Raw genomic sequence first — 25334 nt, 5'->3', positions numbered from 1 at the left:
ATGTCGCTAGGGTGGGAGGCATGGTGACAGACGACGTATTTGCCGTCATAGCGGAATCCACCCGGCGGGACATCCTGGTGGCCCTTCGGGCAGGAGATAAAGCCGTGGGGGAACTGGTGGAGGAACTGGCGGCGAGCCAGCCCACCATTTCCAAGCACCTGAAAGTCCTCCGTGAAGCGCAGCTGGTCAGCATGCGGGCGCAGGGCCAGAAGCGCTACTACGCCTTGAACCGGGGACCGCTGGAAGGCATCGCCAGCTGGCTGGAAACGTTCGACGTCGGCACCGCCGGCAGCGCCGCCGCCGCACCGTCCGGCGCGGACCAGTCAGCAGCAGTCCCGTCACCCGCCGCGCAGGCAGAGGCCGCCCCGGAAGTCCCCGCCCACCTGCAGGAGGGCGTTGCCGCTGCGGCCGCTTCGTTGCCGCCGGCCCCCAGGGCGGCGCAGCCGGCGGTGACGCAGAAACCCCGGGAAGAGGTCCCCGCGCCCCTGCTGGTGCGGGAAGGCACCGAGCTGAGCCCCGCCGTCGTGATTCCCGGCGGGACAGCCGCCCCGCTGAGCGACGATACCGTTCCGCAGCAGATCGGACGCACCGTTGGCCGGGCGGCCACCAAGGCGGCCGACCTGTTGGCCAGCCTCCCCAACCTGCCGAAATTCGGACGCAAGAAGTAGGGCCCGGCCGGAAGAAGCAGGGCCTACCTGGCCAGCAGCCGCACGTGCTCCGGGGTGAGTTCGGAAACGCGGCTGACACCCAGGAGGGCCATGGTGCGGGCCATGTCCTTTTCCAGGATCTGCAGGGTCCGGTCCACGCCTGCGCGGCCGCCGGCCATCAGTCCGTAAAGGTAGGCGCGGCCGATCAGCGTGAAGTCGGCGCCCAGGGCCAGCGCCGCCACGATGTCCGCGCCGCTCATGATCCCGGTGTCCAGCATGATGGCCGCCGTGGCGTTGTCCGCAGCGAAGGCCTGCTTGACCTCGGGGAGCAGATGGAACGGGATAGGGGCCCGGTCCAGCTGGCGTCCCCCGTGGTTGGACAGGATGATGCCGTCGGCGCCGTGATCCACCACGCGGCGGGCGTCCTCCACCGTCTGGATGCCCTTGACAACCAGCTTGCCCTTCCAGGTTTCCCGCAGCCAGTCCAGGTCCCCGAAGGTCAGGGTGGGATCGAACATCGAGTTGATCAGGTCCGCCACCGTGCCGGTGTAGCGGGACAGTGAGGCGAACGTCAGGGGCTCATGGGTCAGGAAGTTGAACCACCAGGCCGGCCGGTAGGAGGCGTCCAGGACGGTCTTGAGCGTCAGCGCCGGCGGGATGGTCATACCGTTGCGGACGTCCCGGAGCCGGGCACCGGCCACGGCGGTGTCAACCGTGACCATGAGGGTGTCGTTGCCTGCCCTGGCAGCGCGTTCGATCAGTTCCAGCGAGCGGTCCCGGTCCGTCCACAGGTACAGCTGGAACCAGTTGCGGCCGTTGGGCGCGGCGGCGGCCACATCCTCGATGGAGGCGGTGCCCATGGTGGACAGCGTGTAGGGAATGCCGGCGGCTTCCGCGGCCTGGGAGCCGGCGTACTCGCCCTCGGACTGCATCATCCGGGTGAAGCCGGTGGGGGCGATGCCGACCGGCAGCCGCGACGGCTTGCCCAGGATCTCGGTGCTGAGGTCGATGCTGGAGACGTTCCGCAGGATGCCCGGACGGAACTCGATGTCCAGGAAAGCCTGGCGGGCGCGGCGGAGGGTGATTTCCTCTTCGGCGGCGCCGTCCGTGTAGTCGAAGGGCGCCTTCGGGGTGCGGCGTTTGGCGATGTCGCGGAGTTCCCAAATGGTGCTGGCCCGCTGCAGCCGGGCAGCCTTGCTGAATCCGGGCTTCTTGAACTGCATCAGGGGCGCCAGGTCCGAGTACTTGGGGACGCGGCGCTTGAGTGCTGGAGGCACCAAACCGGGAAGGGCAGCCGACGACGGAGCCTTGGCAGGTGCCGGGGCTGCGGGGACGTCCGTGGCCTCCGGAGCCGGGGTAGCCTCCGGGTTGTTGGGCTGGATGGTGTGGGTCATGGGTCCTCCTATGGTCCAACCACACTCTAGGACATGTGGTCCAACCACATCAACTACTATTTTTGGTATGCGCACCCACCAGCTGGTTTTGCACTGGATCGAGGATCGGCTGTCAGCCGGCGACCTGGCCGTAGGCGGCAGGCTCCCGGCGGAGCGCGCGCTGGCAGAACAGCTCCAGGTCTCCCGGACCTCCGTGCGGGAGGCCATCCGGATTCTTGAAGCCATGGGCGTGGTGCGGTCCGGCGTTGGCTCCGGCCCGGATGCCGGGACAGTGGTGATCTCGGATCCCACCGCCGCCCTCGGCTCAGCCCTTCGGCTGCACGTGGCCACCCAGCACCTGCCCGTGGCGGACATTGTGGAGACCCGGGTCCTGCTGGAGTCGTGGGCTGCTGCGAGGGCCCGACGGGATGCGCCGCAGCTTGAGGATGCGGCCACGCTCCTGGCGGCGATGGACGCTCCGGAAGGCCTGCCCGTGGGCGAATTCCTGGCCCTCGATGTCCGGTTCCACCTGGCCCTGGCCAACGCCGCAGGCAACGCAGTGGTCAGCGCCATGATGGGCTCGCTCCGCGAATCCATCCAGGGGTACGCCGCGGAACTGACGGGCAACCTGCCGGACTGGAAGGCAACTGCCTCGCGCCTGCACGCCGAGCACCACGCCATCCTGGCTGCGGTCAGGAACGGCGACGGCGGCCGGGCGGCGGAGCTGGTGTCGGGCCATATCAAAGGGTTCTACAAAGAAGCCGGGCTGGGCAGGGATAACCCCGCCCAGCCCGGCACAGTGGGCTAGCGGACCTCGATCGCCAATTCCTGGAAGTCGTCCTCGGCATGACGGCCCACGAGGATCCGGAAGGTGCCGCGCTCAAACTGCCAGCCGCCGTCGTAATGCGCAAAGGAGCGGGCCGGAATCCGGACTTCCACACTCTCGGTGCCGCCCGGCGCCAGGTGGGTGCCCGCGTAGCCCGCCAGCCAGCGGACAGGCCGTTCCACAGCGGATACGGGCCGGTCCAGGTACACCTGCACTACTTCACGGCCGGACCGGCTGCCGGTGTTGCGGACAGGAACGTGGACGACGACGTCGGCGCCGGCCGGGACCGACTCCCGCGCATGCGGGGCGCCGAGCTCGAACGTGGTGTAGCCCAGGCCGTAGCCGAAGGGAAGGGCCGGTGCGGCACCGCCCGAAGCTTGCTGCTTGAGCCAGGCACGGTAGCCGACGTGGATGCCCTCGGAGTACACCACCTTGCCGTCCACCGGGGTGGTGTCCAGGACCGGGACGTCGGCCAGGGCCGCAGGCCAGGTGGTGGGAAGGCGGCCGCCCGGCTCTTCGACGCCCAGCAGGATGTCGGCGATGGCACGGCCGAATTCCTGGCCGCCAAACCAGCCGAGCAGGACGGCGCCCACCTTGTCCAGCCATGGCATGAGGACGGGCGAGCCGGAGTTCACCACCACCACGGTGCGCGGGTTCACCGCCGCCACCGCTTCCACCAGCTGGTTCTGCCGGCCTGGAAGGTCCAGGTCCTTGCGGTCAAAGCCCTCGGATTCGATGGCGGCACTGGTTCCCACCACCACCACCGCCACATCGGCGGTCCGAGCAGCCTCCACCGCGGCGTCGATCTCTGCCTGCGGGTCGTCCACCACCGTTTCCTCGCCCAGGAGGATGGCCGTGAAGGGGATGACCTGGTCCGCGGGGAGGTCGTATACGGCCTCAATGCGGACCGCGTCCCCGGCGGTGTCGGTGGTGACGGGGTGGACGGTCTTGGGCGGGTCGAAAAGGGCCGCGCCGAGCACGTCGGTGTCATCCTCGAGCCCGCCGTTGAACACCTCGTCACCGTTCAGGGACAGGCGGACCCGGCCGACGGTGCCGATGCCCAGGTGGTGGATGCCGGCCGTCGGCGCGGTCCACTCCGTTTCCATCCGGATGGCCGCTGCGCCCTCGGGGATGCCGACGCCAAACCAGATCAGGTGCGACGCCAGCCGGTCCTCACCCGAGATGACGGTCCCGTCGCCGGCCAGGAAGGTCACCCGCAAGCCGGGCACGCCGGATACGGGGTTGTGCAGCGAGGTGCGGGGGAAGGGCTGCAGGCCTTCCGCCACCTTGGCGCCGCGGGCGTAACTGACGCGGACGCCTTCGGGCAGCGCCGCGCGCAGGCCTTCAAGCGGTGAGATGTTCTGCTTGGGCATGACTGTGGCGCTGCCGCCGCCCTGGGTGCGGGCCTCCTCCGCGTTGTGGCCGCTGATGGCGACGCTCGCCAGCGCCTGCGGATCCAGCGGCAGCAGGCTGTCCTTGTTGCGCACCAGCACAGCGCCGCGCACGGCCACTTCGCGGGCGACGGCGGCGGCATTCAGGGGTGCCGGCAGTTCCGTGACGGAGGGGGAGACGCCCTCGAGGGAGCCGACGCGGGCGGCGAGCCGCAGGATACGGACCACCTTTTCAAGGATCGCGCACCTGCTCACGCGGCCATCGTTCACGGCGGCCAGCAGCTTGGGTCCCCAGTGGCCCACCGGCCCGGGCATCTCCAGATCCTGGTTGGCGTTGGCGGCCTCCACCGATCGGACACCGGTCCAGTCGGACACGACGACGCCGTCGAAGCCCCATTCGGTGGACAGTGGCGTCTTCAGCAGGTCGTTTTCGCTGGCGGTGGTGCCGTTGATGGAGTTGTAGGAGCTCATCACCAGCCAGGCGCGGGCCTCGGTGACGGCGTCCTCGAAGGCTGCAAGGTAGAGCTCGCGCAGGGGGCGCTCGTCCACCACTGAGTTGGACGTGAAACGCTCGGTTTCAGCCTCGTTGGCAATGTAGTGCTTGGGTGTTGCCCCTACGCCCATGGACTGGACGCCGGCAACGTACCCTGCCGCCATGGTGGCGGTCAGGCGGGGGTCCTCGCTCATGCACTCGAAGTGGCGGCCGCCCAGCGGGGACCGGTGCAGGTTGATGGTGGGGCCCAGGACTGCGTGGACGCCCTTGCGGCGAGCCTCCTGGCCCAGGACCTGGCCGTAGCGGCGGGCGGTCTCCACGCTCCAGGTGGCGGACAGGGCAGACGACGACGGCAGGGAAACGGAGTCGTGCCGCTCGTCGAAGTCTTCCCCGCGGACACCTGCCGGGCCGTCGGACATGACCACGCGGGAGAGGCCGATGGAGGGCAGGGAGTGGGTTGCCCAGACGTCAGCGCCGGTCAGCAGCTGGATCTGTTCTTCGAGGGTGAGGCTCTTGGCCAGGTCAAGGAGGCGCGCTTCGGCATCCGGTGAACCGGCGGGGGGAGCAGTGACGGCGGGGGAGAGCGTGGGATTCATTTACTTGACTCCTTTGATGCGGGTGACGAGGACGGCGCCGATGATGCCGACGACGGCTCCGCCGATGAAGAGGGCGGGGTAGCCGCCAAGGGTGATGACGGGGAAGGCGATGGCCGGTACCAGGGACTGGGGCAGGGCCTGGGCGATGTTGAAGACGCCGAAGGTCTTGGCGTTCTCGCTTTGGCTCCCGGGCAGGAGGTCCGCGATGAGGGCCACATCGACCGCCCCGAAGCAGCCGAGGCCCAGGCCGGCCAGGGCCTGTCCCACCAGGACCTGGTCCGTGGTGCTGCTGGTGGCAATGACAATCAGGCCAGCCATCATGATGATGGCGGAGGCGATGACCATGGCTTTGCGTTTGCCGATCCGGTCGCTGAGCCAGCCGCCGGCGATGCTGGTGACCACGGTTCCGGCCGAGCTGACCAAGGTGGCCTGGAAGACCAGGGCCGGGACTGCGGTTTCTGCTACGTGCAGGTGGTCGGCGAAGAAGTAGGGCAGGTAGAGCAGTCCGGCGCAGTAGCCGACGTACACCAGGAACTTGGTGAACCAGGCCCAGCCGAGGCCGGGGTAGGTGCGGGGGTTGAAGTAGAAGGAGCCGGCAATTTCCTTCAGGTTCAGCGGGGCCGGCTTTTCCGTCAGTACACGGTCCTTGAAGGTGAACGCGAAGATGAGCGTCACGGCGGTCCCTACGACGCCGGGGACCACCGCCATCTGGAAAGCGTTGTCGAACAGTTGGGCGAAGTACGCGGCGGCGACCAGGCCCACCGGCAGGGTCATCCCGATCAGTCCTGAGAGGCGGCCGCGTTCGGCGGGTGCCGTCTGGTCCGGAAGCGTGGCTACCAGGGCCGCCAGCGCTGCATTGAAGCCGAGCTGGGCGATGACCCAGGCAACCATGACGCCGGTGACGTTGGTGGCGGAGCCCAGGAGGACCAGGGATGCCAGTCCAATCAGGGACCCGCCCACGATCCACGGCTTGCGCATGCCGAAGCGGGATGTTGTGCGGTCACTTAACCGGCCGAAGAAGGGGTTGGCCAGGAGCGCAATGAGGGCTCCGACGCCGGCCACCAGGCTGAGCGCACCTGCACGCGTTTCCGGTGTGGTGATTTCTGAAACTTTGATGGCCAGCACCACCAGGGCCGGAGCGAGAACGGCCATCCAAAGCCCGGCGCTGGCAATGGGCATGCCGATCACGTAGGCGCGGGGTGTCCGGGTGGGCGCTCCGGAGGGAGCGGCTGAAACAGTGCTGGACGGTGAAATGCTGCTTGAAGGGATTCCGGCAGGCAACCCTGCTGAATCCCCGGTGATGGTCTTGACGGCCACGGTGCCTCCTGACAAAAAGTGGCCCTCCATTGGGCCCTGCGAAAGATGGTACCGGTAAAAACCGAGTCTGACTAGGTTTTGTCGATTCCACGTGAAATACACTGGCCTGATGCCTTCATCAAAGCCGCGCGGCCAGTACGCCAAGGGAGCGGAACGCCGCGAACAGATCATCCAAACGGCTACGGACGTTTTCGCGACTGAAGGTTTTGAAGGCACGGCGCTGAAGCGCGTGGCAGAGCTGGTGGGGGTCAGGGAAGCCACCCTTTTCCACTACTTCCGGGGCAAGCAGGAACTGCTGACGGCGGTCCTGGCCGAGCGGGACCGCCGCAGCCTCGCGGCAATGGGCGCCGAGGAGGCAGGGTTGGCGCTGATGGTGCGCTCCGCGGAGCGGAACCGCCGTGAGCCCGGGCTTACCACGCTGTATGCCGTGGCGTCAGCCACTGCCAATGACCCGGGGCACGATTCGCACGCCTATTTCAAGGAGCGCTACGCCGAGGTGGTTGACGTGCTGGCGGCAGACATTGAACGCCGCCAGTCTGCCGGGGTGGCGCGCTCGGACCTGCCCGCCGGCGACCTGGCCAAGCTGGTGGTGGCAGTCTCCGACGGCCTGCAGCTGCAGTGGCTCTACGACAAGGACGTGGACGTGGCGGACGGGCTGCGCGAGTTCATTGATGTGCTCCTGAAGCCGCCGGCTGCCTAGGTGTCAGCCGTGGACCGTGCTGCGCGGCGCCTTTGCCGGTCCCGTGCTGGCCCGGACTTCCAGGCGCGGCTGGTAGCGGCCGCCGGGGGTGTCGTTCCCTTCCTTGCGGATCAGCGCCCGGAGCTGGTGCCATGCCTGCTCGCCCAGCTCGGTGATGGGGACGGCGCCGGTGGTGAGCGCCGGCGTCGTATATCTGGCAAAGGGGATGTCATCGAAGCCCGTCACCGAGATGTCGCCGGGGACGTCCAGGCCCCGCTCATGGAGGCCGCTCATCAGGCCCATGGCCACCAGGTCATTGAAGGCCAGGATTCCGGTGGCCCCGCTGGCCAGGACGGCATCCACGGCCCCATGTCCGGTGTCGAAGTCCGATCCGCCCTCCAGCATGGTGACGTCCACTTCGGGGTGGGCTGCCTTGAATGTCTCCAGGCCTTTGAGCCGCATCTCGTTGGAGGCGCTGCGGGGCGGGCCGGCCAGGAAGGCCAGGCGGGTGTGGCCGAGTTCCACCAGGTGTTCGGCGATGTCCTGGACGCCCTGGCCGTAGTCCACCACCAGGCTGGGGACTCCCGGCGCCGTGGTGGTGCGGTTGATCAGCACCAGCGGGTGGAGTGAGGGTGCAATCTCCTCGAGTTCCGCGTCAGTCATGCGCGGGGCGCAGAGGACCAGCCCGTCGCAGCGCCGCCGCGCTTCACCCGCCAGGATGGATTCCTCACTGGACACTTCAAACGAGTCTGCAATGAGGACCCGGTAGCCGTCCTGCGCAGCGGCCCGGCTCAGGCCGCGGAGGATCGCCTGGAACGTGGGGTTGGCCAGGTCCGGGACCACGATGCCGATGGTGTCCGTCTTGCCCAGCGCCAGGCTGCGGCCCACCGGGTTGGGCTGGTACTTCAGCTCTGCGGCTGCCGCCCGGACCCTGGCCGCGATGTCCGGGTCCACGGTGAAGTTGCCGTTCATGACACGCGAAACGGTGGCGTGGGAGACTCCCGCCTTGACGGCGACATCCGCGATGCCGATCCGGCCGCTTGCCGATTTCCTGGCCATAGGGAACCCTTCGTTTGCGCCGTCGGCCGGCGCCCCCCGGGACTGCTTGGCGTCCAGGGGCCCCGGCCTTCATGGCAGGTGCTTTGGAAGACAGCATATACGGGAGTGGGAAACCGATTTCTATCCTTTTCCCAGCCGTTTTCCCGGCGGCGGTGCCGGTGCTGCATGCGGAAGGTCAGGAAACCGCTTTCTTCCTTTTCTGGAAGTGGTTGACGGATCCGCCGACAGGTTGATAAAACTCTTATAGAGCAATGAGAAAACGCTTTCTCAGCCCTCCGCCACGGTGCAGCACAGTACCGCTGCCGGAACACCGCCGCCCCACCGCGGGACATGAGCTTTTTCGAAAGGGACCCCAATGGTCAACACAGCCGAGACCACGTCGGCCGCAGCTGCTTCAGAGACCGGCAGAGCCGCCGGCGCTGAGACCGCTGCCGCTGCAGGCACCGCCGCCCGGAAGGGCGGGAAAGCCCGGATTGCCCTGATCGGCACCGGCGGCCGTTCCGAGATGTACATCCGTGCCATCTACGGCAAGCACGCGGATACCGCCGAGCTGGTGGCTTTCTCGGACGTGAACCCCGGACGCGTGGAGTTCTACCAGAAGCTCATCCAGGAACTGGGCGCGCCCGGACCGGTGGCGTCGTTCGACCCTGCCCAGCTCACCGGTTTCGTCCAGGCGAACAACATCGACCGCATCATCGTCACCACGCCGGACTACACGCACGCCGACTACATCGTGGAAGGGCTCCGGGCCGGTGCGGACGTCGTCGTCGAAAAGCCCCTGACCATTGACGCCGAAAGCTGCCGCCGCATCGTCCACGCCGTCCACGAGACCGGCCGCAACGTGGTGGTCACCTTCAACTACCGCTACTCGCCACGCAACAGCGCGCTGAAGGAAATCATCCAAAGCGGCGTGATCGGCAAGGTCACCTCCGTCGACTTCAGCTGGGTCCTGGACACCGTGCACGGCGCGGACTACTTCCGCCGCTGGCACCGCGAAAAGAAGAACTCCGGCGGCCTCCTCATCCACAAGGCCTCCCACCACTTCGACCTGGTCAACTGGTGGATCGACGACGTGCCGGAGCGGGTCTTCGCCTCTGGTGGGCTGAAGTTCTATGGCGACAAGAACGCTGCCGAGCGCGGGCTTGGACCCCGCCCCGAACGCGGAACGCCCGACGCCGATGCCCCGACTGCGGATAAGGACCCCTTTGCGCTGGACCTGAGGGAAGATGAACGGCTCAAAGCGCTGTTCCTGGACAACGAGCACTACGACGGCTACCGCCGCGACCAGGATGTCTTCACCGGTGGCATCACCATCGAGGACAACCTGGCACTGGTGGTGGAATACCAGGGCGGACCGCGGCTGAGCTACTCCCTGAATGCCCACAGCCCCTGGGAGGGCTACCGGGTCGCGGTCAACGGAACCGAGGGCCGCGCCGAGCTTGAAGTGGTGGAACGTGCCGCCGTCCGGCACAGCACCGACCAGAAGACCGTGGTGGACCCGAGCGCAACGCCGGTTGAGGAAGAGGACGCAGTCCGCCGCAACGGCGAGCGCCTGGTGGTCCAACGCCACTGGGACGCTGCCTATGAGGTGCCCATCATCAACGGCGAGGGCGGCCACGGCGGCGGCGACGAACTGCTGCTTTCCGACCTCTTCAACGGTCCGGGCGAAGACCCGCTGGGCCGCCCCTCCGGCTACCTGGACGGGCTGCGCTCTGTGTCTGTGGGCATCGCCGGGAACCGGTCCCTGGAGACGTCGCTGCCCGTACGGGTCGAGGACCTGGACCTCGGCGTCGATCTCCGCCGCGGGAAGTAGGGGAAGACCATGAGGATTTTTGTCACCGGCGGCTCCGGCCGCCTGGGCCGCAGCGTGGTGGCCGGGCTGGCCCAGGCCGGCCACCACGTCATCTCGGTGGACCGCGAGGCCGTGCCCGCGGAACTGCTGCCGCCCGGCGTCGTGCAGGAAACCGCCGACCTTCTTGCCCCTGGTGAGGCGTTGCGGCTGATAGGGGCGTCAAGGCCCGACGCCGTCATCCACCTTGCGGCGATCGCCGTACCGTTCAGTGCGCCCGAGGACGTCATCTTCGCCACCAACACCCGGCTCGCCTTCGCCGTCATCAGTGCGGCGACGGAGCTGGGCGTCCCCAAGGTGGTGACGGCCAGCAGCCCCACCGTCCTTGGTTACGGCTGCCCGGCCGGCTGGCTGCCGCCGTCGTTCCCGCTGGACGAGCGCACGCCGCCAAAGCCCTGGAACGCCTACGCGCTGTCCAAGCACATTGCCGAACAAACCGTGCAGATGTTCGCCGCCGCCCAGGGGGAGAAGATCCGCTATGCAGCGTTCCGGCCCTGCTTTGTGATCTCGCCGGAAGAATGGGAAGGGGCCCCGACGCAGCAGGGGCACACCCTCGCCGAACGCCTCGCCGACCCGGCCCTCTCCGCGCCGGCCCTGTTCAACTATGTGGATGCGCGGGACGTTGCGGACTTCCTGGACGTGCTGCTGCAGAAGATGGAAGACATTCCCAACGGGGAAACCTTCTTCGTGGGGGCAGCTGACGCGCTCGCAACGGCGCCGCTCGCGGAGCTGATGCCCGCATTCCTCCCGGGAAGCGACGCGCTGAGCTCCGGCCTGACCGGCACCAGCCCCGCTTTTTCCATAGCAAAGGCCCGGGAGCTGCTGGGCTGGCAGCCCAGGCGCAGCTGGCGCACCGAACTGACGCCCACCCTCAACGACGAGGCCACCGCCCTGGTTACCGCCGGCGGCGGAGGCAAGGAGACACCATGAAATTCGACGGCGTACTGTTCTTCCCTGTCACCCCGTTCACGGCCGAAGGCGCCGTTGACGTGGAACTGCTCAAGGAACACATCGGCTCCAGGCTTCCCTTCGGACCGGGCGGCGTGTTCCCCGCCTGCGGCACTGGCGAATTCCATGCCCTCAGCATCGACGAGGTCCGCACCGTCGTGGCGGCTGCCGTGGAGGTTGTCGCCGGAAAAGTCCCCGTGGTGGCCGGTGCCGGCGGACCCTTGGGCCACGCCCTCGCCGCCGCCCGCGCCGCCGAGGAGGCCGGCGCCGACGCCCTCCTGGTACTGCCGCCCTACCTGGTAACCGGACCCACCGACGGGCTGGTGGCGTACATCGAGGCCGTGGCGGATGCCAGCAGCCTGCCGGTCATCGTCTACCACCGCGGCAACGCCAGGTTCACCGCCGCGTCCATGGCCAAGCTCGCTGCCAATCCGAAGGTCATCGGCTTCAAGGATGGCCTGGGCGATGTGGGCCTGGCCCAGGAGATCGTGTCCGCGGTCAGGGCCTCCGGCCGGGAAGACTTCGCATTCTTCAACGGCCTGCTCACCGCCGAGCTGACGCAGGGCGCCTACCGCGGGCTGGGCATCCCGCTGTACTCCTCGGCCGCGTTTGCCATGGCCCCGGAAATCGCCAAGGCCTACTACGACGCCTACGTCTCCGGGGACGAGGACCGCCGCAACGCCCTGCTCGAGGGCTTTTACGCACCCCTGGTACGCCTCCGCGACCAGACGCCCGGGTTCGGCGTTTCCCTGATCAAGGCCGGCCTGCGGCTGGGTGGACTTCCCGTCGGGTCCGTCCGGCCGCCGCTGGTGGATCCCAGCGGGGAGCAGTTGGTGGAGCTCAAGGCCATCCTCGCCAGGGGCTACGAGCTGGCCGGCCGCTGATGAGCGCACCGGCGGCGGAAACCGTCCGCACCGTTCCCCGCATCACCGGACTGTCCACCAGGCTCCTCACCGTTCCGCTGCGCCGCAGCTGGGGTGTGGAGGCGCCGGAGAACCACGTCATCGCCACCGAGCTTCACACGGACGACGGCGGCACGGGCTTTGGCTTCTCCTGGACACCTACCATCGGTCCCCAGGCAGTCAAGGCACTGCTGGACTGCGACATCGCACCTTTTGTCACCGGCCTTCCGGCTGCGCCGGAGCCGGTGTGGGACGCGCTGTGGAAGCGGCTGCACGAGGCCGGTGGCGGGGGACTCACCACCATCGCGATGGCAGGCGTGGACCTGGCCCTCTGGGATGCGCAGGCGCGCAGTGCCGGCACCTCGGTGACCGGCTTCCTCGGCCAGCGGCAGGACTCGGTGGAGGTGTACGGCTCCGGGGTGAACCTGCACTACACGCTGGAGGAGCTCGTGGCACAGACCGAACGCTGGGTCGCCGCAGGCCACCGAGCCGTGAAAATCAAGGTGGGCAAGCCGGACCTCCGTGAGGACGCAGAACGGGTTGCCGCCGTCCGCACCGTGCTGGGCCCGGACCGCCGGCTCATGATCGATGCGAACCAGCGGTGGGACCTGCCCACCACCCTCCGCGCCTTGGACGTCCTCGCCGGGTACGGGCTGGACTGGCTGGAGGAACCCCTCCGCGCGGACGACCTCTGGGCCTACCGGAGGCTCCGGAAACACTCGCCGGTGCCCATAGCCCTGGGCGAAAACCTGCACACCATCTACCGGTTCCGCGATTTCATCGAGGCGGAGGCGGTGGACATCATCCAGCCCAACATCATCAGGGTGGGTGGCATCACCCCGTTCCGGCGGATCGTGGAGCTGGCACGGACCCACAGCATCAAGGTCATGCCGCACCTGCTGCCGGAACTGTCCGGGCAGCTGGCCCTGACCCTGGCGGAGCCCACCATGGTGGAGGACGTCGAGGAGGCATCCTTCGAACAGCTTGGCCTCCTGGCCGGCCCGTCACCGGTCCGGTTCAATAACAGCAGGCTGGCGACGGCGGACCGGCAGGGGCTGGGACTCCGCTTCCGGGAGGCGCTGTGACCACTACTTTCCGAACGACGACGAACAGGTACCTGACGTGACAACTGCAACCCTTTCCCTGTCCGAGCTCACCGCTGCCGCCACGGAAGCGGCCAGGACCTCCGCCGCGGCGACCGACGCCGAACGCGCCGGCTGGCTGAACGCGGTAGCGGACGCCCTGGATGCCAACGCCGCCGAGCTGGTGGACATTGCGGACGCCGAGACCAGCCTGGGGGTGCCGCGCCTTACGGGGGAGGTGGCCCGGACCACGGGGCAGCTGCGCCTGTTCGCCCGCGTGATCACCGAGGGCTCCTACCTGGAGGCCATCATCGACCACGCGGATCCGTCAGCCACCCCGCCAAAGCCGGACCTCCGCCGGATCCTCAAGCCCATCGGCCCCGTTGCCGTCTTCTCTGCGTCGAACTTCCCGTTCGCCTTCTCCGTGGCCGGCGGAGACACCGCCTCAGCCCTCGCCGTCGGCTGCCCCGTGATCGTCAAGGCGCACTCCGGGCACCTACGCCTGTCGGAACGCACCGCTGAAATCGTGTCCGGGGCCCTGCGCGGCGCCGGTGCACCCGAGGGCCTGTTCGCGCTGGTCAGCGGCCGCGAGGTAGGCACAGCCCTGGTCCAGGACCCTGCCATCAAGGCCGTGGGCTTCACCGGCTCCATCCCCGGCGGCCGTGCCCTGTTCGACCTTGCCACCTCACGCCCCGACCCCATCCCGTTCTACGGGGAACTGGGCAGCCTGAACCCCGTGGTCATCACCGCGGCAGCCCTGCAGGCCCGCTCCTCCGAACTTGCCGCGGGGCTGGCTGGCTCCTTCACCCTGGGCGCGGGCCAGTTCTGCACCAAGCCGGGCGTCGTGTTCATCCCTGCCGGGACGGGGTTCGCAGCACACGTTGCGGAGGCGAGCAAGGATAAGCCGGCCCACGGCATGCTCACCAGCCGCATCGCCGAGGCCTACCCGGACGGCCTGCGCAGCTTTGCGTCGGTGGACGGCGTGGACGTGGTGGGCGGCACCGTGGACCAGGATGCTGCGGCCAACGGTGCGGCGCCGGTGGTCTTCTCCACCACTGCCGCAAAGGTGCTGGAACGCCCGGAGCAGCTCCTGGAGGAGTGCTTCGGCCCCACCACCATGCTGATCGAGTATGCGGACCAGGAGGAACTGTCCGCCGTCCTGGCCAAGGTGCCGGGCAGCCTGACCGCCACACTCCATGCCCAGCCCGGCGAGGACATCGCGGCCCTGGTGGAGCAGCTCGCCGGACTCGCCGGACGGGTCCTGTTCGAAGGCTGGCCCACGGGCGTTGCCGTCAACTGGGCCCAGCAGCACGGCGGACCGTACCCGGCCACAACCTCGCTGTTCACGTCCGTGGGCGCCACGGCGGTCCGCAGGTTCCAGCGCCCGGTGGCCTACCAGGACGCCCCGGAAGAAGTGCTGCACCCGGCCTTGCGGGAGGCCAACCCCCTGCGCGTCCCGCGCCGCGTGGACGGCGAACTGCGGCTTCCCTAGGCCCAGGAACCCGTAAGCCCAACCACCAACGGAAAACCCCGGGACCTCGGTCCCGGGGTTTTCTGTGTGCCTGGCGGCCTGCCTACAGCTGCAGGGTGAGGGGCCGGTCCAGGCCGTTCACCGTGGCTGCCGGCCAGCGCGGGTCCACGGTGAGGACGTGAAGCCCGGACTCCGTGAGCTGCACGGTGTCCTCGATCTTGACGCCGGGCCCGGACGGGTTCCAGGTGAAGGCCTGGTCCAGCACCACGGTGTCGGAGACATCTGTGGTGACCCGGGGGTCGCGTCCTGCATAACCGGCAGGACCACCCTGGTGGTGTTGCTCCCACTGCTCCGCCCCGAAACCGTGCCGAACGTAGGCGGACTGGATCTCCCCAAAGATCCTGTCCAGCCGCGACCCCGGAACCGTGGCGTCGAAAATGTCCGCTTCCACTGCGGCGATGCGGGCCTCGGCGTCGCGCTCTTCCGGGGTGCCGGCGTCGAACCTTACCCAGCGGGTGATGTTGGCAACCAGGCCGTCCCGGCGGGCACACACGACCGCCATGGCGCGCCGGCCGAGGGGTGCGTGCGTCGGCAGCGGATGCCGGAAGCCACTGCGGGAACTGCCGTTGCACAGCAGCACCAGCGGTTCGGCGCCGGCCGCCACCACGCGGGCGGCCAGCGCCGAGGCCAGGCCGAATTCCGTGGTGTCCGGACGGGCGGCGGACAGGACGTCCGTCATGATGCCGGCCAGCTCGGCGCCAAGCAGCGAGTACCGGGCACTCTCCGCCGGGAGGAGCTGCTGGCGGGCGGCCCGCAGCTGGGCAGCGACATCGCCTTCGACCAGGGGTGGCCGGGAACCAGTGCCAAGCGCGGCGGCGGCCTGGTGGAGGTTGGCGTGCCAGGGAACGGTGTGCAGGTTGACCCCCAGCGGGAGCTCCTCTGCGGCGATGCGGCCGGCTTCGTTGTTGAACGTCACCAGGTGGTCGCCGTCCCGGTCCACCAGCACGGCGGCGATCGGATCGCCGGCCAGGCTGATGTGGACCCGGCTGCCGTCCAGGTACCAGGTCAACGCGGTATTGGTGGTGAGGAGCAGCGAATCGCGCCCGGCGGCGTCCAGGATGTCCACCACCCGTTGGCGCTTGACGGCGCGGTCCGCCGGTGACCCGGGAGCCAGGCGTGCCTCCTGCGGGGGAGCGGCTGCGGTTGTTGTCTGGGTCATGACGGGTCCCCCTGGTGGTTGATCAGTGCTTCGATATCCGCTGTGGCCAGGTTGCCGTCGGCCACAAAAACGGTGACGCTCCGCCGGACTTGCTCGCCTGGTTGGGCGATGACGGGCGCGTCCCATGCCAGCGACTGGCCTACGCCCGGGTAGCCCTCCACACGGACGAACCACGGATCCGTGCAGCTTTCCGGGGCCACGAACACCAGGGTGGCCGGGCCGCCGTCGAACGTTCCCGACCACGCGAGCCAGCGCGTGACGCTGCCGTGGGTCTCCGCCTCGCCACTGCCATCGGGCGTCCAGACAGTGACGGCGTCGCAGGCCGGCAGGCGCCAGAAGAAGCCGCCGTAGCCGCCTTCAAAGCGGCCATTGGAGCCCGGGCTGCCCAGGCTGACAGGCGTACTGCCGGCAGGGGACAGCGCGAAGTCGAGGGACAGGCGCCACGTGGAGGGCGCGACGCCGGACCACGCCCAGGAGCGTTCCTCCAGGAGGATCGGGGCGCCGTCCGGGCCGTTCCAGCTCAGGGTTTCCTGAAGCGTGCCCCCGTGCCCGCCGGCCGCATCGGTCTGCTGTACGGCCGTGGCGCTGATGGTGCCGTGGTCCGGGCGCCAGACGTACGCTCCGGCCTCCCGGGTATAGGTGCGGCCGCCCCAGAAGTTCACGCCGTCCACGTCCTGCAGGGCCACGCCGGCACCAAGGTGCCATACGTGGTCCAGCGGCTGGTGGTCCGTCACCACGGTGCCGCCCAGGGTCCTGACGGGGTGCAGGTAGGGCCGCGGGGAGGAGACCGCGCGGATGTGGCTGCCATCCTGGCAGTCCGCCACCGGCCGTCCGTCCACGGTCATTGTGCGGACGGGCGGAATGGCCCGCGCCCACGGGGCACCGAGCTCGGCGAACGTTGCCTGCGCTTTGACGGCCCGTCCGATGAGGTCGCTGATGCCGTGGACCACGGGGTGGGCGTCGTCGCCCGCGCCTTCCCAGGAAATGGATCCGGGGTCGATCGGGGCGGGCGCGGGGGAGGTGCGGATGGCTTCGAGGACGGCGGTAAAGGCGCCGGTGTCCTGCAGCGCGGACAGGAGCGGCGCCCCGGTGGCGCGGGCGTCCAGCAGGTTCTCCAGGAGGTCGGTGCGGCCATATGTCTCGCGGCGTTCGCCATCGGCAGCGGTGATGACCACCTCGTCTTTTGTGTAGGAAAGCGTGATGTCGCCCAGGGTTCCGTGGACGGTCACGGTGGGGTCCAGCTGTTCCGGGGCGCAGAGGGTCAGGGCGCACAGCACCGTGGCTCCGTTGGCCGTGCGGATGCGGAGTACGGACGTGTCGTCGCTTTCGGTCCCGTGGGCCCGGTACAGGTCTGTTTCCACGGAGGCCACATCTGCCAGGGTGCGGGCGCCGGCGACGTGGAGTGCAGTGGCAACGGCGTGGGCCAGCGCATTTGTTGCCACGCCGTCCACCACATCGGTGCCGTCCAGGGTGCGCTTCCCGGCCCAGCGCGAGCGCTTGAAATACGCCTTGGTCCGCAGCCACTGGCCGGTGGCGCTGATGCCCAGGACGGTGCCGACATCCCCGGCAGCCAGCATCTCCGTGATGGCAGGCAACGCGTGGGACCCCAGGCTCTGGAAGCCAACCTGGACCAGCCGCCCATTTTTCCGGGCAGCGGCAAGGACCTCTTCAAACTGTGCCAGGGAGGCCACAGGCGGCTTCTCGACGTAGACGTCCATCCCGGCTTCCAGCGCGGTTACCGCCAGCGGGGCATGGGTCTGGATGGGCGTGGCAATGATGACGACGTCGACCCCCGGCCGGGCGGCCAGCAGTCCATCCAAGTCGGGGAACACAGCCACCGGGGCGGCGAGGGTGCCGGCTTGCGGCGGGTTGGGATCGGCGACGGCCACCAGTTCCAGGGCGCCGGCCTGTTCGAGCCGGGACAGGTTGGCAAGGTGGCGCTCGCCGAAGCCGTGCACGCCCACCAGGGCTACCCGCGGGACGGCTGGGGAAGCGGCCTGCTGCAGCGGCTGGTCCGCGGCGGCGGAGTGCTGTGTGGTCATAACGGTCCTTGGGATGTGTTGTAGGTGGGCCGGAGGGCCAGGGTGTGGGCCAGGAATTCGAGTGCTTCGTCCTGCATGGGCCCAGTGAAGATATGCCCCCCGGGCCAAAGGGCGCCTGTGTACTTGTCCGTACCGGCGTGCAGGGATTCCAGCAGGTGGTGCGCCTGGCGCATCCCGTCCTCCGGGAAGAGCTCATCCGCCAGGGCGTATTGCACCAGGAACCGGGCGGCCGCTGACCGGCCGGTAAGCTCCGGCCAATCGCCCAGCCTCCACAGCCCGGGGGTCTGCAGCAGCCACGAGTGCGCATCCAGGTAGGCGGGGAGGAGGGACTCGAAGGTGGTCATCATGCAGGTCACCACTGCGGCCCGGATTCGGGGACTGAGGGCTGCCAGGCCCAGCGACCGGCCACCTCCGCCCGAGAACCCGATGCAGCCCAGGTTCTCCGGGTCGACCCCGGGCAGGGCTGCCAGGATTTCCAGGGCTGCGAGGTCGTCGTACGCCACCATGCCGGCCAGGCTGGTGCCCAGCAGGCCTGCGGCCTTGGCCACGGTGTCCTCGTGGAAGCCGGCGGCGGCATTGTATTGGTCCGCGTCGGTGGGTACGACGCCGTCCTCCCGCCACTGCGCCTGCCTCGCCGCCGCTGCGGCGGCGGTCCGCCACGGCGGCGTTGAGAGGTCGAATTTGCGGCTGCCCCAGGCGAAGGTGTCGTGGGCCAGCACTGCGAAACCGCGGCGGGCGATCTCCGTGGTCAGGGCCCGCCCGTCATAGAGCCCGGCACGGGCGGCGGCCGCCGACGGGTGGCTTTCCGGGAGGTCCACCAGCCGGTCCGCGCCGCCGAACTTGTTGCCGCCATGGCAGTGGAGAGCCAGGACGCCCGGCAGGGGACCAGGACGTCCAGCCGGCCGCACCAGCCAGCCCGTGGTCCGTGGCCCGAAACCCAACTGCCAGCTGAGCTGGGAGGTGGTGGCGCCGTCGTACGTTTCCTCCCAGTGCACCGTGACCTCCGGCAGTGCGCCCGCGCCCGGTACGCCCAGCGCGTCCGAAAGCTCCTGCGCCGCGGCGGTTGGGGCCTGATGGCGCGGGTTGTTTCTTACGTAGGCCGGCCAGTCGTTATAGCCCGCGATGGCGCTGGGCCGTGCTGGAGTCATGGTGGCCGGCTCCTTTCGGTGATGGTCCTGCCTGCTGCCGCCGTGGGGCGCTGCGGTCAGGAGAGGTTCTGGTTTACCTCGGAGATCATGCCCTTGGCCGCGTCGCGCGGAGAGATCTTCCCGAAGAGTACATCCGTGTTGTAACGGTTCAAAACTTCCATGGTTGCCGATGATCCCGCCGGGAACGGCTTGGGGGCCTGGACTTTGAGGGCGGCGATGCGGTCCAGGTAGGCGGCTTCCTTTTGCTGGGTTTCCTTCAGCAGGGGAGTGATGCCGGCCTTGAGTTCGGTGTTGGCGGGCATGCCGCGGTCACTCTTGATTTTTGAAGCGGCGTCCATGTTGTTGACCAGGTAGTTGATGAAGAGGGCCGCTTCCTTGGGCTGTGCGGACTTGGATGAGATGGCGTATTCCATCGAGGACCGGAGCCAGGCGCCGGGCTGCTTGCTTTCGCCGGGCAGCTTGGCCATGACCAGGGGCGCCCCGGAATAGGACGTCATCTGGTTGCTCCAGGAGATCTTCATGCCCTGTTTTCCCTGTCCCATCAGGGTCATCTCGGGCTGCGCGGACCCGTCCTCCACCGTCTGTGATGCGGAAGGGGCGCCGCCGGTATCCATCAGCTTCTTGTTGAGCTCGAACCAGCGGGTCAGGGTGTCCTCGCTGATGCCCATTTTCTTCCCGTCGTCGGTGTAGAGGTCCTCGCCGTTTTGGCGGGCCCAGACCGCAAGGAAGGAGTCGTTGGCCATGGGGGTGGTGCCAAACGTGCCGGCAGGGGATTTACTGGTGATCTCGGCGGCGATCTGCGCGTAGTCGTCCCAGGTCCACTTTTCGTCATCCGGCATGGGGACGCCTGCCGCTTCAAACACCTTGGGGTCCAGGACCATCGACATGGAATTGACGCCTGCGGTGATGGTGTACTGCTTGCCATCGATTTTGCCCAGGTCCACGGTGCCTTCCGCGAACTTCGACGTGTCGATCTGGTCCTTGACCTTGTCCAGGTTCAGCAGGACGCCGCGGCTGGCGTACTCACTGGGGTAAGCGCCGCTCATGGCAATGACATCGGGCGTTGTTCCACCTGCGATCTGGGTGGCCATCTTGTCCCAGTAGGAGCTGTATTCGGTGTTTTCGCCCTGGACCTTGATGGTGGGGTTGGCGGCTTCGAAGGCTTTGATGACCTCCATCGTGGTTTTGGCCCTGGAGTCATTGCCCCACCAGGCGAACCGGATGGTGACGGGATCTTCCGCCGTCCCCACCTTTCCCGCCTGGGGACTGTTGCCGCAGCCGGTCAGGGCAATGGCCAGGGCGGCAATGGCGCCGGTTACTCCGACGGCGGATTTTCTGAGACCAAACTTCATTGTTGTGCCCCTCGGCTTCTCATTTAGGGTGGAGTGATGCGTCCAGCAGAAAACGGTTTCTCAAAAACTAACAAAGGGCTATACAGGAGTCAAGAAAGCGTTTACTTTGGTACGGAGCCGCATTTTCGAAGGCACCCGCGGCGCCGGAATCCGCAGCCATTCCCGGCAGCAGCTGACCGTGCCGGAGGTGCCGCATACCCCTTCGCCTGGCGATGACCGCAACGTGGAGGCCACGATGACCAAAGGAGACCACATGGCCGCAAAACACATCCCGAGGACGCACCGTCCGGCCCTGGTGCCGGACGCAGTGTGCCTGTCTCGGACGGAGCAGCTTCGGTGAGCGCCATCAGTGAGCTCAGCTCCATCACCCGGCGGAAGGGCAGAGTCACCGCCGAGGAAAAGAAGGCCAACAGGCGGGACAACAAGGCCGCCTACATCTTCCTGCTGCCATGGCTGGTGGGCCTGGTGGCCATCACCATCGGCCCGATGCTGATGTCGCTCTACCTGTCCTTCACGGACTATAACCTGCTCCAGCCGCCGGAATGGACCGGGCTGGACAACTTCACCCGCATGCTCAGTGACGCCCGACTGCACAACTCCCTGCGGGTCACCTTCACCTATGTCTTCGTCGGCGTCCCCCTGCAGCTCGCCGTTGCACTGCTCATAGCCCTCGTGCTGGACAAGGGCCTCCGCGGCCTCCCGTTCTACCGTTCGGTGTTCTACCTGCCGTCCCTCCTGGGCGGATCCGTCGCCGTGGCCATCCTGTGGAAGCAGATATTTGGCACCACGGGCCTGGTCAACCAGGTCCTGGCCATGTTCGGGATCCAGGGTCCGGGCTGGATCTCGGACCCCAGCACCGCTTTGGGATCGATCATCCTGCTGCACGTCTGGACGTTCGGCGCACCCATGATCATCTTCCTGGCAGGCCTGCGGCAGATTCCCGCCATGTACTACGAGGCCGCCAAGGTGGATGGCGCCAGCACGCTCCAGCAGTTCTGGCGGATCACCATGCCGATGCTGAGCCCGATCATCTTCTTCAACCTGGTGCTGCAGATCATCGGGTCCTTCCAGTCCTTCACGCAGGCGTTCATCGTCTCCGGCGGCAATGGCGGGCCCTCGGACTCCACCATGTTCTTCACCCTGTATCTGTACCAAAAGGGCTTCGGCCAGTTCGACATGGGCTACGCGTCCGCCATGGCGTGGGTGCTGCTGCTCATCATCGGCGTCTTTACCGCCATCAACTTCATCGCTTCTAAGTATTGGGTTTTCTATGACGACTAACCTGGAGACGCTGCCCGCCGCGGACAAGAAGACCGCGGGTGCCGGCAAGCCTAACAACCGCAAGCCGCGGGTCCGCGAGTCCCGGGGAACCCTGGCCTTCAGCCGGGCCCAGCGGGGCAAATCACTCATGAAGCACGGCATCCTGATCCTGGCCGGCGCGCTGATGATCTATCCACTCCTGTGGATGGTGGTGTCGTCGCTGCGGCCGAACGAGATGATCTTCCGGGAGCCGGGCCTCTGGCTCAACAGCCTGGAAATGAGCAACTACACCTCCGGCTGGTCAGCCCTGACCCACCCCTTTGGCCACTACATGCTGAACTCGGCCATCGTGGTGATCGGCTCCATTCTGGGAAACCTCGTTTCCTGTTCCATGGCCGCCTACGCCTTTGCCCGGCTCCAGTTCACGGGAAAGAAGCTGTTCTTTGGCATCATGCTTCTCACCATCATGCTGCCGTTCCACGTGGTGATCGTCCCGCAGTACATCCTGTTCTCGCAGATCGGCTGGGTGAACACCTTCTGGCCGCTGCTGGTGCCCAAGCTGCTGGCCACGGACGCGTTCTTCGTCTTCCTCATGGTTCAGTTCATCCGCGGTATTCCACGCGAACTCGATGAAGCTGCACGAATTGACGGTGCCGGCCATCCGCGCATCTTCCTGCGGGTCATCCTGCCGCTGATGGTGCCGGCGCTGGCCACCACCACCATCTTCACCTTCATCTGGACCTGGAACGACTTCTTTGGTGCCCTGATCTACCTCACGGATCCGGACATGTTCACCGTTCCGGTGGCCCTCCGGGCTTTCGTGGATTCCCAGTCGGCCACGAGTTGGGGTTCCTTGTTTGCCATGTCCATCGTCTCGCTGCTGCCGGTCTTCCTGGTGTTCCTCTTTGGCCAGCGGTTCCTCATCAAGGGCATCGCGACTACGGGCATCAAGTAACCCTCAAAGACAATCCCGGTCTGAACGGCCCGCCCTGGTGGCGGGCCGTTTGCCGTTGGGCAAGACATTTCCGGTTCCGGCCACGACGCATCTTGTATTACAAGTATTGAACTTATAGTATCTGTACCAGAAAGCGCTTTCAGGAACCTTCGCACAGCCGGGAGGCTGCTGTCCCGCCGCCGAGTTTTGCCCCTCAACCACACAGCTGAGACCCATCACCCGCACCTGGATCAACGAAGATCGGAGTACACAGTGCCGCTTTTTCCCCGTCCTGCATCTGCTGCCAAGCAAACAGCAGGGGCACCCGCTTCAGGCCCTGACCCCCAACGCCGCGGTGCCCACACCCGCAGTGTCCGGACCCGCAAGGCCGGCGCGGTTGCCGCCGCCGTCGCCGCCGTTATGGCCCTCAGTGCCTGCGGTGGAGGAGCCGCACCGCAAAGTGCGGACGGCACCGTCGAGCTCCGCTTCTCGTGGTGGGGCGGTGATAAGCGCGCGCAGCTCACGCAGGAAGCAATCAAGCAGTTCGAGGCCGAAAACCCCAAGATCAAGATCAAGCCGGAGTTTGGGGACTGGAGCGGCTACTGGGACAAACTGGCCACGCAGGTGGCGGCCAACGATGCCCCCGACATTATCCAGATGGACGAAAAGTACATCACGGAATACTCAAGCCGGGGTGCCCTTCTGGACCTGTCCAAGTACGACATCGACACGTCCAAGCTGGATGAGGCAGCACTGAACGCAGGCAAGGGCGAAAAAGGCCTGACCGGCATCGCCGCCGGCATCAATGCCGCAACCATCCTGGCCAACCCCGCCGTCTTCCAGGCTGCCGGAGTCCCACTTCCGGACGACACCAAGTGGACGTGGGAAGACTTTGGCCGCATCGCCGCCGAGATCACTGCAAAGTCGCCCAAGGGAACCTATGGCGCGGCGGCCTACGGAACGGACGAGGCTTCCCTGGGAGTCTGGCTCCGGCAGGACGGCAAGTCACTGTATACGTCCGACGGCAAGCTGGGCTTCGAGCCGGGCGACATCACCGAGTGGTGGGCCTTCCTGAAGAAGCTCAGCAAGGACAAGGCAGTGCCATCCGCATCCGAGGTGGTGGAGGCCGAGGCTGCACCGCTCGACCAGAGCGGACTGGCAACAGGCAAGAACGGCATGGCCTTCTGGTGGTCCAACCAGGCCCCGGCCCTCGAAAAGGCGAGCGGCGGGGACTTGAAGATCCTGCGGTTCCCCACCAAGACCGGATCATCCGCGGACACCGAGCTTTGGTACAAGGCCTCACAGTTCTGGTCAGCATCATCGCGCACCAAGCACCCGCAGGAAACCGCCAAGTTCATCAACTTCCTCACCAACAACGTCAAGGCCGGCGAGGCCCTGCTTGCAGACCGCGGCGTCTACCCCAACTCCGAGGTCCGGGCAGCCATCCAGCCGAAACTGACCCCCGCCGACGTCAAGGTGGTCAACTTCATCGACCAGATCAAGGACGAACTCGGCGAGGCGCCGGCGCCGCCGCCGAAGGGTGCGGGCGCCATCCAGGAAATCATCAAGCGCTACACCTCCGAAGTCCTCTTTGAACGGCTGTCCCCGGAGGATGCCGGCAAGAAGGCGACCGATGAAATGAAGTCCGCCATCAGCAGCTAGTCCCCACCCCGCCGACACGGCTCCGGACCGTTTGTATGGTGCCTCCTCATTACAGACGTCCGACGGCGTGTGGCAGCTCTGCCCCGGAAGGAACCCATGGTTCCTTCCGGGGTGGAGCTGTTTAAAGCGCAGTTGTCAGGCTGCCCGGGCGGGGTGGTGGAATTGAGCAGCCGCGTTCCATGGCGCAGCTTTTATGGGGCGGCGCGTTCCCTTCGCCTGGTCCGAAGCTCGTTATGTCGTCGTTCCGGTTCAGCCGGACGCCGGACCGGTTTGGAGGGCAGGACCCGCCCCAGGACCTGGACGGAGAGGGTTCGTGCCGGAGGGCAGGGTGGGGAGGACTCCCCGTGCAGAAGCTGTTCCTTGAGCCGCTTACCCATGCCGGTGCCGGGCAGTGGTGGTGCGGTGGAGTGGTAGATGTGGCCGGTTGGGGTGCAGGTCGCTACCGTGTGCCGCGGGCCGGGGACAGTTTGTGCGGTCCATCCTGGTGTTTCTTTGGTGTGGTTGCAGGCTTCGCAGAGGCCCTGCCCGTTACGGGTGCTTGTAGGGCCGCCGTCGTGCCAGGCGGCGATGTGGTCGTGGTGGCGGATGGGGGCGTCGCAGTAGGGGGTCCGGCAGGTGTCATCCCGGACCTGGAGGAAGCGCTTCAACCCCGCCGGGAAGAGCCGGGCTGTGGAGTCCATCGCCACCAACTCGCAGGTGCCGGGAGCGGTATAGAGCCGGCGCACCCACAGCTTCAGTTCCTCCGCACCCGCCGGCCCAGCCGCCGGGGCCGTGGCCACGGGGGATCCGCCAGTGAGGGCGATGGTTCGTGCCTGTTCGGCGGGGATGGTGCCGTAGCCGGGCAGCCGTGCGGGTTCGGCGCCGGCCTGCAGGAGGGTGTGGTCGGTCATGACGAGCTGGATCTGGACCCCGTTGATCCCGCCGGGGGTGCCGGTGACGCGTTCGACGAGGGTGTCTGCCATGACCTGGCCCCGGGACCGGTGATCCCCGTTCGAGCGGGCGGTGTCGGCGTCCCGGCACAACGCGGCGTACGCGGCGACGCCCTGGGCGGCGGGGAGCAGGGCGGTCAGGCAGGTCATGGTGT

At 67.5% G+C, this 25334-nt stretch carries 20 protein-coding genes; 11 read left to right on the top strand and 9 right to left on the bottom strand.

All coding sequences use genetic code 11. The features are described 5' to 3' along the window. The first annotated feature begins 20 nt into the window (after positions 1 to 20). A complete protein-coding gene (locus PUN51_RS18760) occupies positions 21 to 668 on the top strand; it encodes an ArsR/SmtB family transcription factor (protein ID WP_275182122.1) in 648 nt (215 codons plus the stop codon). A 23-nt stretch (positions 669 to 691) separates the two neighbouring features. Here the strand turns inward: PUN51_RS18760 and PUN51_RS18755 are convergent, their stop codons facing one another. Beyond that, a complete protein-coding gene (locus tag PUN51_RS18755; RefSeq protein ID WP_275182120.1) occupies positions 692 to 2041 on the bottom strand; it encodes an alpha-hydroxy acid oxidase in 1350 nt (449 codons plus the stop codon). Between the two features lie 67 nt (positions 2042 to 2108). Here PUN51_RS18755 and PUN51_RS18750 point away from each other — a divergent pair, with 67 nt between their 5' ends. Continuing rightward, entirely contained in the window at positions 2109 to 2828 is a 720-nt protein-coding gene (locus PUN51_RS18750) for a FadR/GntR family transcriptional regulator (RefSeq protein WP_275182118.1), read from the top strand. Here PUN51_RS18750 and PUN51_RS18745 read toward each other — a convergent pair. Beyond that, on the bottom strand, positions 2825 to 5326 hold the full coding sequence (locus PUN51_RS18745) for a beta-glucosidase family protein (RefSeq protein ID WP_275182117.1): 2502 nt from the start codon (positions 5324 to 5326) through the stop codon (positions 2825 to 2827). The genes PUN51_RS18750 and PUN51_RS18745 overlap by 4 nt on opposite strands. Beyond that, positions 5327 to 6643, bottom strand: a complete 1317-nt coding sequence (locus PUN51_RS18740; RefSeq protein ID WP_224027009.1) for an MFS transporter — start codon at positions 6641 to 6643, stop codon at positions 5327 to 5329. A gap of 109 nt (positions 6644 to 6752) precedes the next feature. On the opposite strand from PUN51_RS18740, the gene PUN51_RS18735 reads away from it, so the two are divergent. After that, complete coding sequence (locus tag PUN51_RS18735; RefSeq protein WP_275182116.1) at positions 6753 to 7343, top strand: TetR/AcrR family transcriptional regulator; 591 nt, start codon at positions 6753 to 6755, stop codon at positions 7341 to 7343. A 3-nt stretch (positions 7344 to 7346) separates the two neighbouring features. Here PUN51_RS18735 and PUN51_RS18730 read toward each other — a convergent pair whose 3' ends face one another. Continuing rightward, on the bottom strand, positions 7347 to 8381 hold the full coding sequence (locus tag PUN51_RS18730) for a LacI family DNA-binding transcriptional regulator (protein ID WP_159630757.1): 1035 nt from the start codon (positions 8379 to 8381) through the stop codon (positions 7347 to 7349). Between the two features lie 355 nt (positions 8382 to 8736). Here PUN51_RS18730 and PUN51_RS18725 point away from each other — a divergent pair, with 355 nt between their 5' ends. Genes PUN51_RS18725 through PUN51_RS18705 form a run of 5 tightly spaced genes read left to right on the top strand, consistent with a single transcriptional unit; the run spans position 8737 to position 14654 of the window. Next, positions 8737 to 10194, top strand: a complete 1458-nt coding sequence (locus PUN51_RS18725; RefSeq protein WP_159630759.1) for a Gfo/Idh/MocA family protein — start codon at positions 8737 to 8739, stop codon at positions 10192 to 10194. A 9-nt stretch (positions 10195 to 10203) separates the two neighbouring features. Further along, complete coding sequence (locus PUN51_RS18720; RefSeq protein ID WP_275182113.1) at positions 10204 to 11160, top strand: NAD-dependent epimerase/dehydratase family protein; 957 nt, start codon at positions 10204 to 10206, stop codon at positions 11158 to 11160. Further along, a complete protein-coding gene (locus PUN51_RS18715) occupies positions 11157 to 12062 on the top strand; it encodes a 5-dehydro-4-deoxyglucarate dehydratase (RefSeq protein ID WP_275182111.1) in 906 nt (301 codons plus the stop codon). The genes PUN51_RS18720 and PUN51_RS18715 overlap by 4 nt, the downstream gene beginning before the upstream one ends. Beyond that, complete coding sequence (locus tag PUN51_RS18710) at positions 12062 to 13165, top strand: mandelate racemase/muconate lactonizing enzyme family protein (RefSeq protein WP_275182109.1); 1104 nt, start codon at positions 12062 to 12064, stop codon at positions 13163 to 13165. Before PUN51_RS18715 ends, PUN51_RS18710 begins: the two co-directional genes overlap by 1 nt. Positions 13166 to 13202: 37 nt before the next feature. Next, the gene (locus PUN51_RS18705; RefSeq protein ID WP_275182108.1) at positions 13203 to 14654 is read left to right on the top strand and encodes an aldehyde dehydrogenase (NADP(+)); all 1452 of its coding nucleotides are present in this window, start codon (positions 13203 to 13205) and stop codon (positions 14652 to 14654) included. A gap of 82 nt (positions 14655 to 14736) precedes the next feature. On the opposite strand, the gene PUN51_RS18700 is transcribed toward PUN51_RS18705, so the two are convergent. Genes PUN51_RS18700 through PUN51_RS18685 form a run of 4 tightly spaced genes read right to left on the bottom strand, consistent with a single transcriptional unit; the run spans position 14737 to position 20394 of the window. After that, positions 14737 to 15852, bottom strand: coding sequence for a M24 family metallopeptidase (locus PUN51_RS18700; protein WP_275182107.1), 1116 nt, complete (start codon positions 15850 to 15852; stop codon positions 14737 to 14739). After that, positions 15849 to 17894 carry a DUF6807 family protein gene (locus tag PUN51_RS18695; protein ID WP_275182106.1) on the bottom strand — a complete coding sequence of 682 codons (2046 nt, stop codon included), beginning with the start codon at positions 17892 to 17894 and terminating at the stop codon, positions 15849 to 15851. Before PUN51_RS18695 ends, PUN51_RS18700 begins: the two co-directional genes overlap by 4 nt. Continuing rightward, positions 17891 to 19042: an acetylxylan esterase gene (locus PUN51_RS18690; protein WP_275182105.1), complete on the bottom strand. Its 1152-nt coding sequence runs from the start codon at positions 19040 to 19042 to the stop codon at positions 17891 to 17893. The genes PUN51_RS18695 and PUN51_RS18690 overlap by 4 nt, the downstream gene beginning before the upstream one ends. A gap of 56 nt (positions 19043 to 19098) precedes the next feature. Continuing rightward, positions 19099 to 20394, bottom strand: a complete 1296-nt coding sequence (locus PUN51_RS18685; RefSeq protein ID WP_275182104.1) for an ABC transporter substrate-binding protein — start codon at positions 20392 to 20394, stop codon at positions 19099 to 19101. Positions 20395 to 20730: 336 nt separating this feature from the next. On the opposite strand from PUN51_RS18685, the gene PUN51_RS18680 reads away from it, so the two are divergent. From PUN51_RS18680 to PUN51_RS18670, 3 genes are all read left to right on the top strand, one after another. Continuing rightward, a complete protein-coding gene (locus tag PUN51_RS18680) occupies positions 20731 to 21675 on the top strand; it encodes a carbohydrate ABC transporter permease (protein ID WP_159630779.1) in 945 nt (314 codons plus the stop codon). Beyond that, the gene (locus PUN51_RS18675; RefSeq protein WP_159630781.1) at positions 21665 to 22609 is read left to right on the top strand and encodes a carbohydrate ABC transporter permease; all 945 of its coding nucleotides are present in this window, start codon (positions 21665 to 21667) and stop codon (positions 22607 to 22609) included. The genes PUN51_RS18680 and PUN51_RS18675 overlap by 11 nt, the downstream gene beginning before the upstream one ends. Before the next feature lie 252 nt (positions 22610 to 22861). Beyond that, positions 22862 to 24250, top strand: a complete 1389-nt coding sequence (locus tag PUN51_RS18670) for an ABC transporter substrate-binding protein (RefSeq protein WP_275182103.1) — start codon at positions 22862 to 22864, stop codon at positions 24248 to 24250. Between the two features lie 191 nt (positions 24251 to 24441). Here PUN51_RS18670 and PUN51_RS18665 read toward each other — a convergent pair. After that, the coding region (locus PUN51_RS18665) for an HNH endonuclease (protein ID WP_275182101.1) at positions 24442 to 25334 on the bottom strand (893 nt) is incomplete at its 5' end.

It is taken from the genome of Arthrobacter sp. NQ4 (genome assembly GCF_029077345.1).
GTDB lineage: Bacteria > Actinomycetota > Actinomycetes > Actinomycetales > Micrococcaceae > Arthrobacter.
The sequence above is the reverse complement of the archived record's forward strand: the minus strand, read 5'-3'. Positions and strand labels throughout refer to the sequence as shown.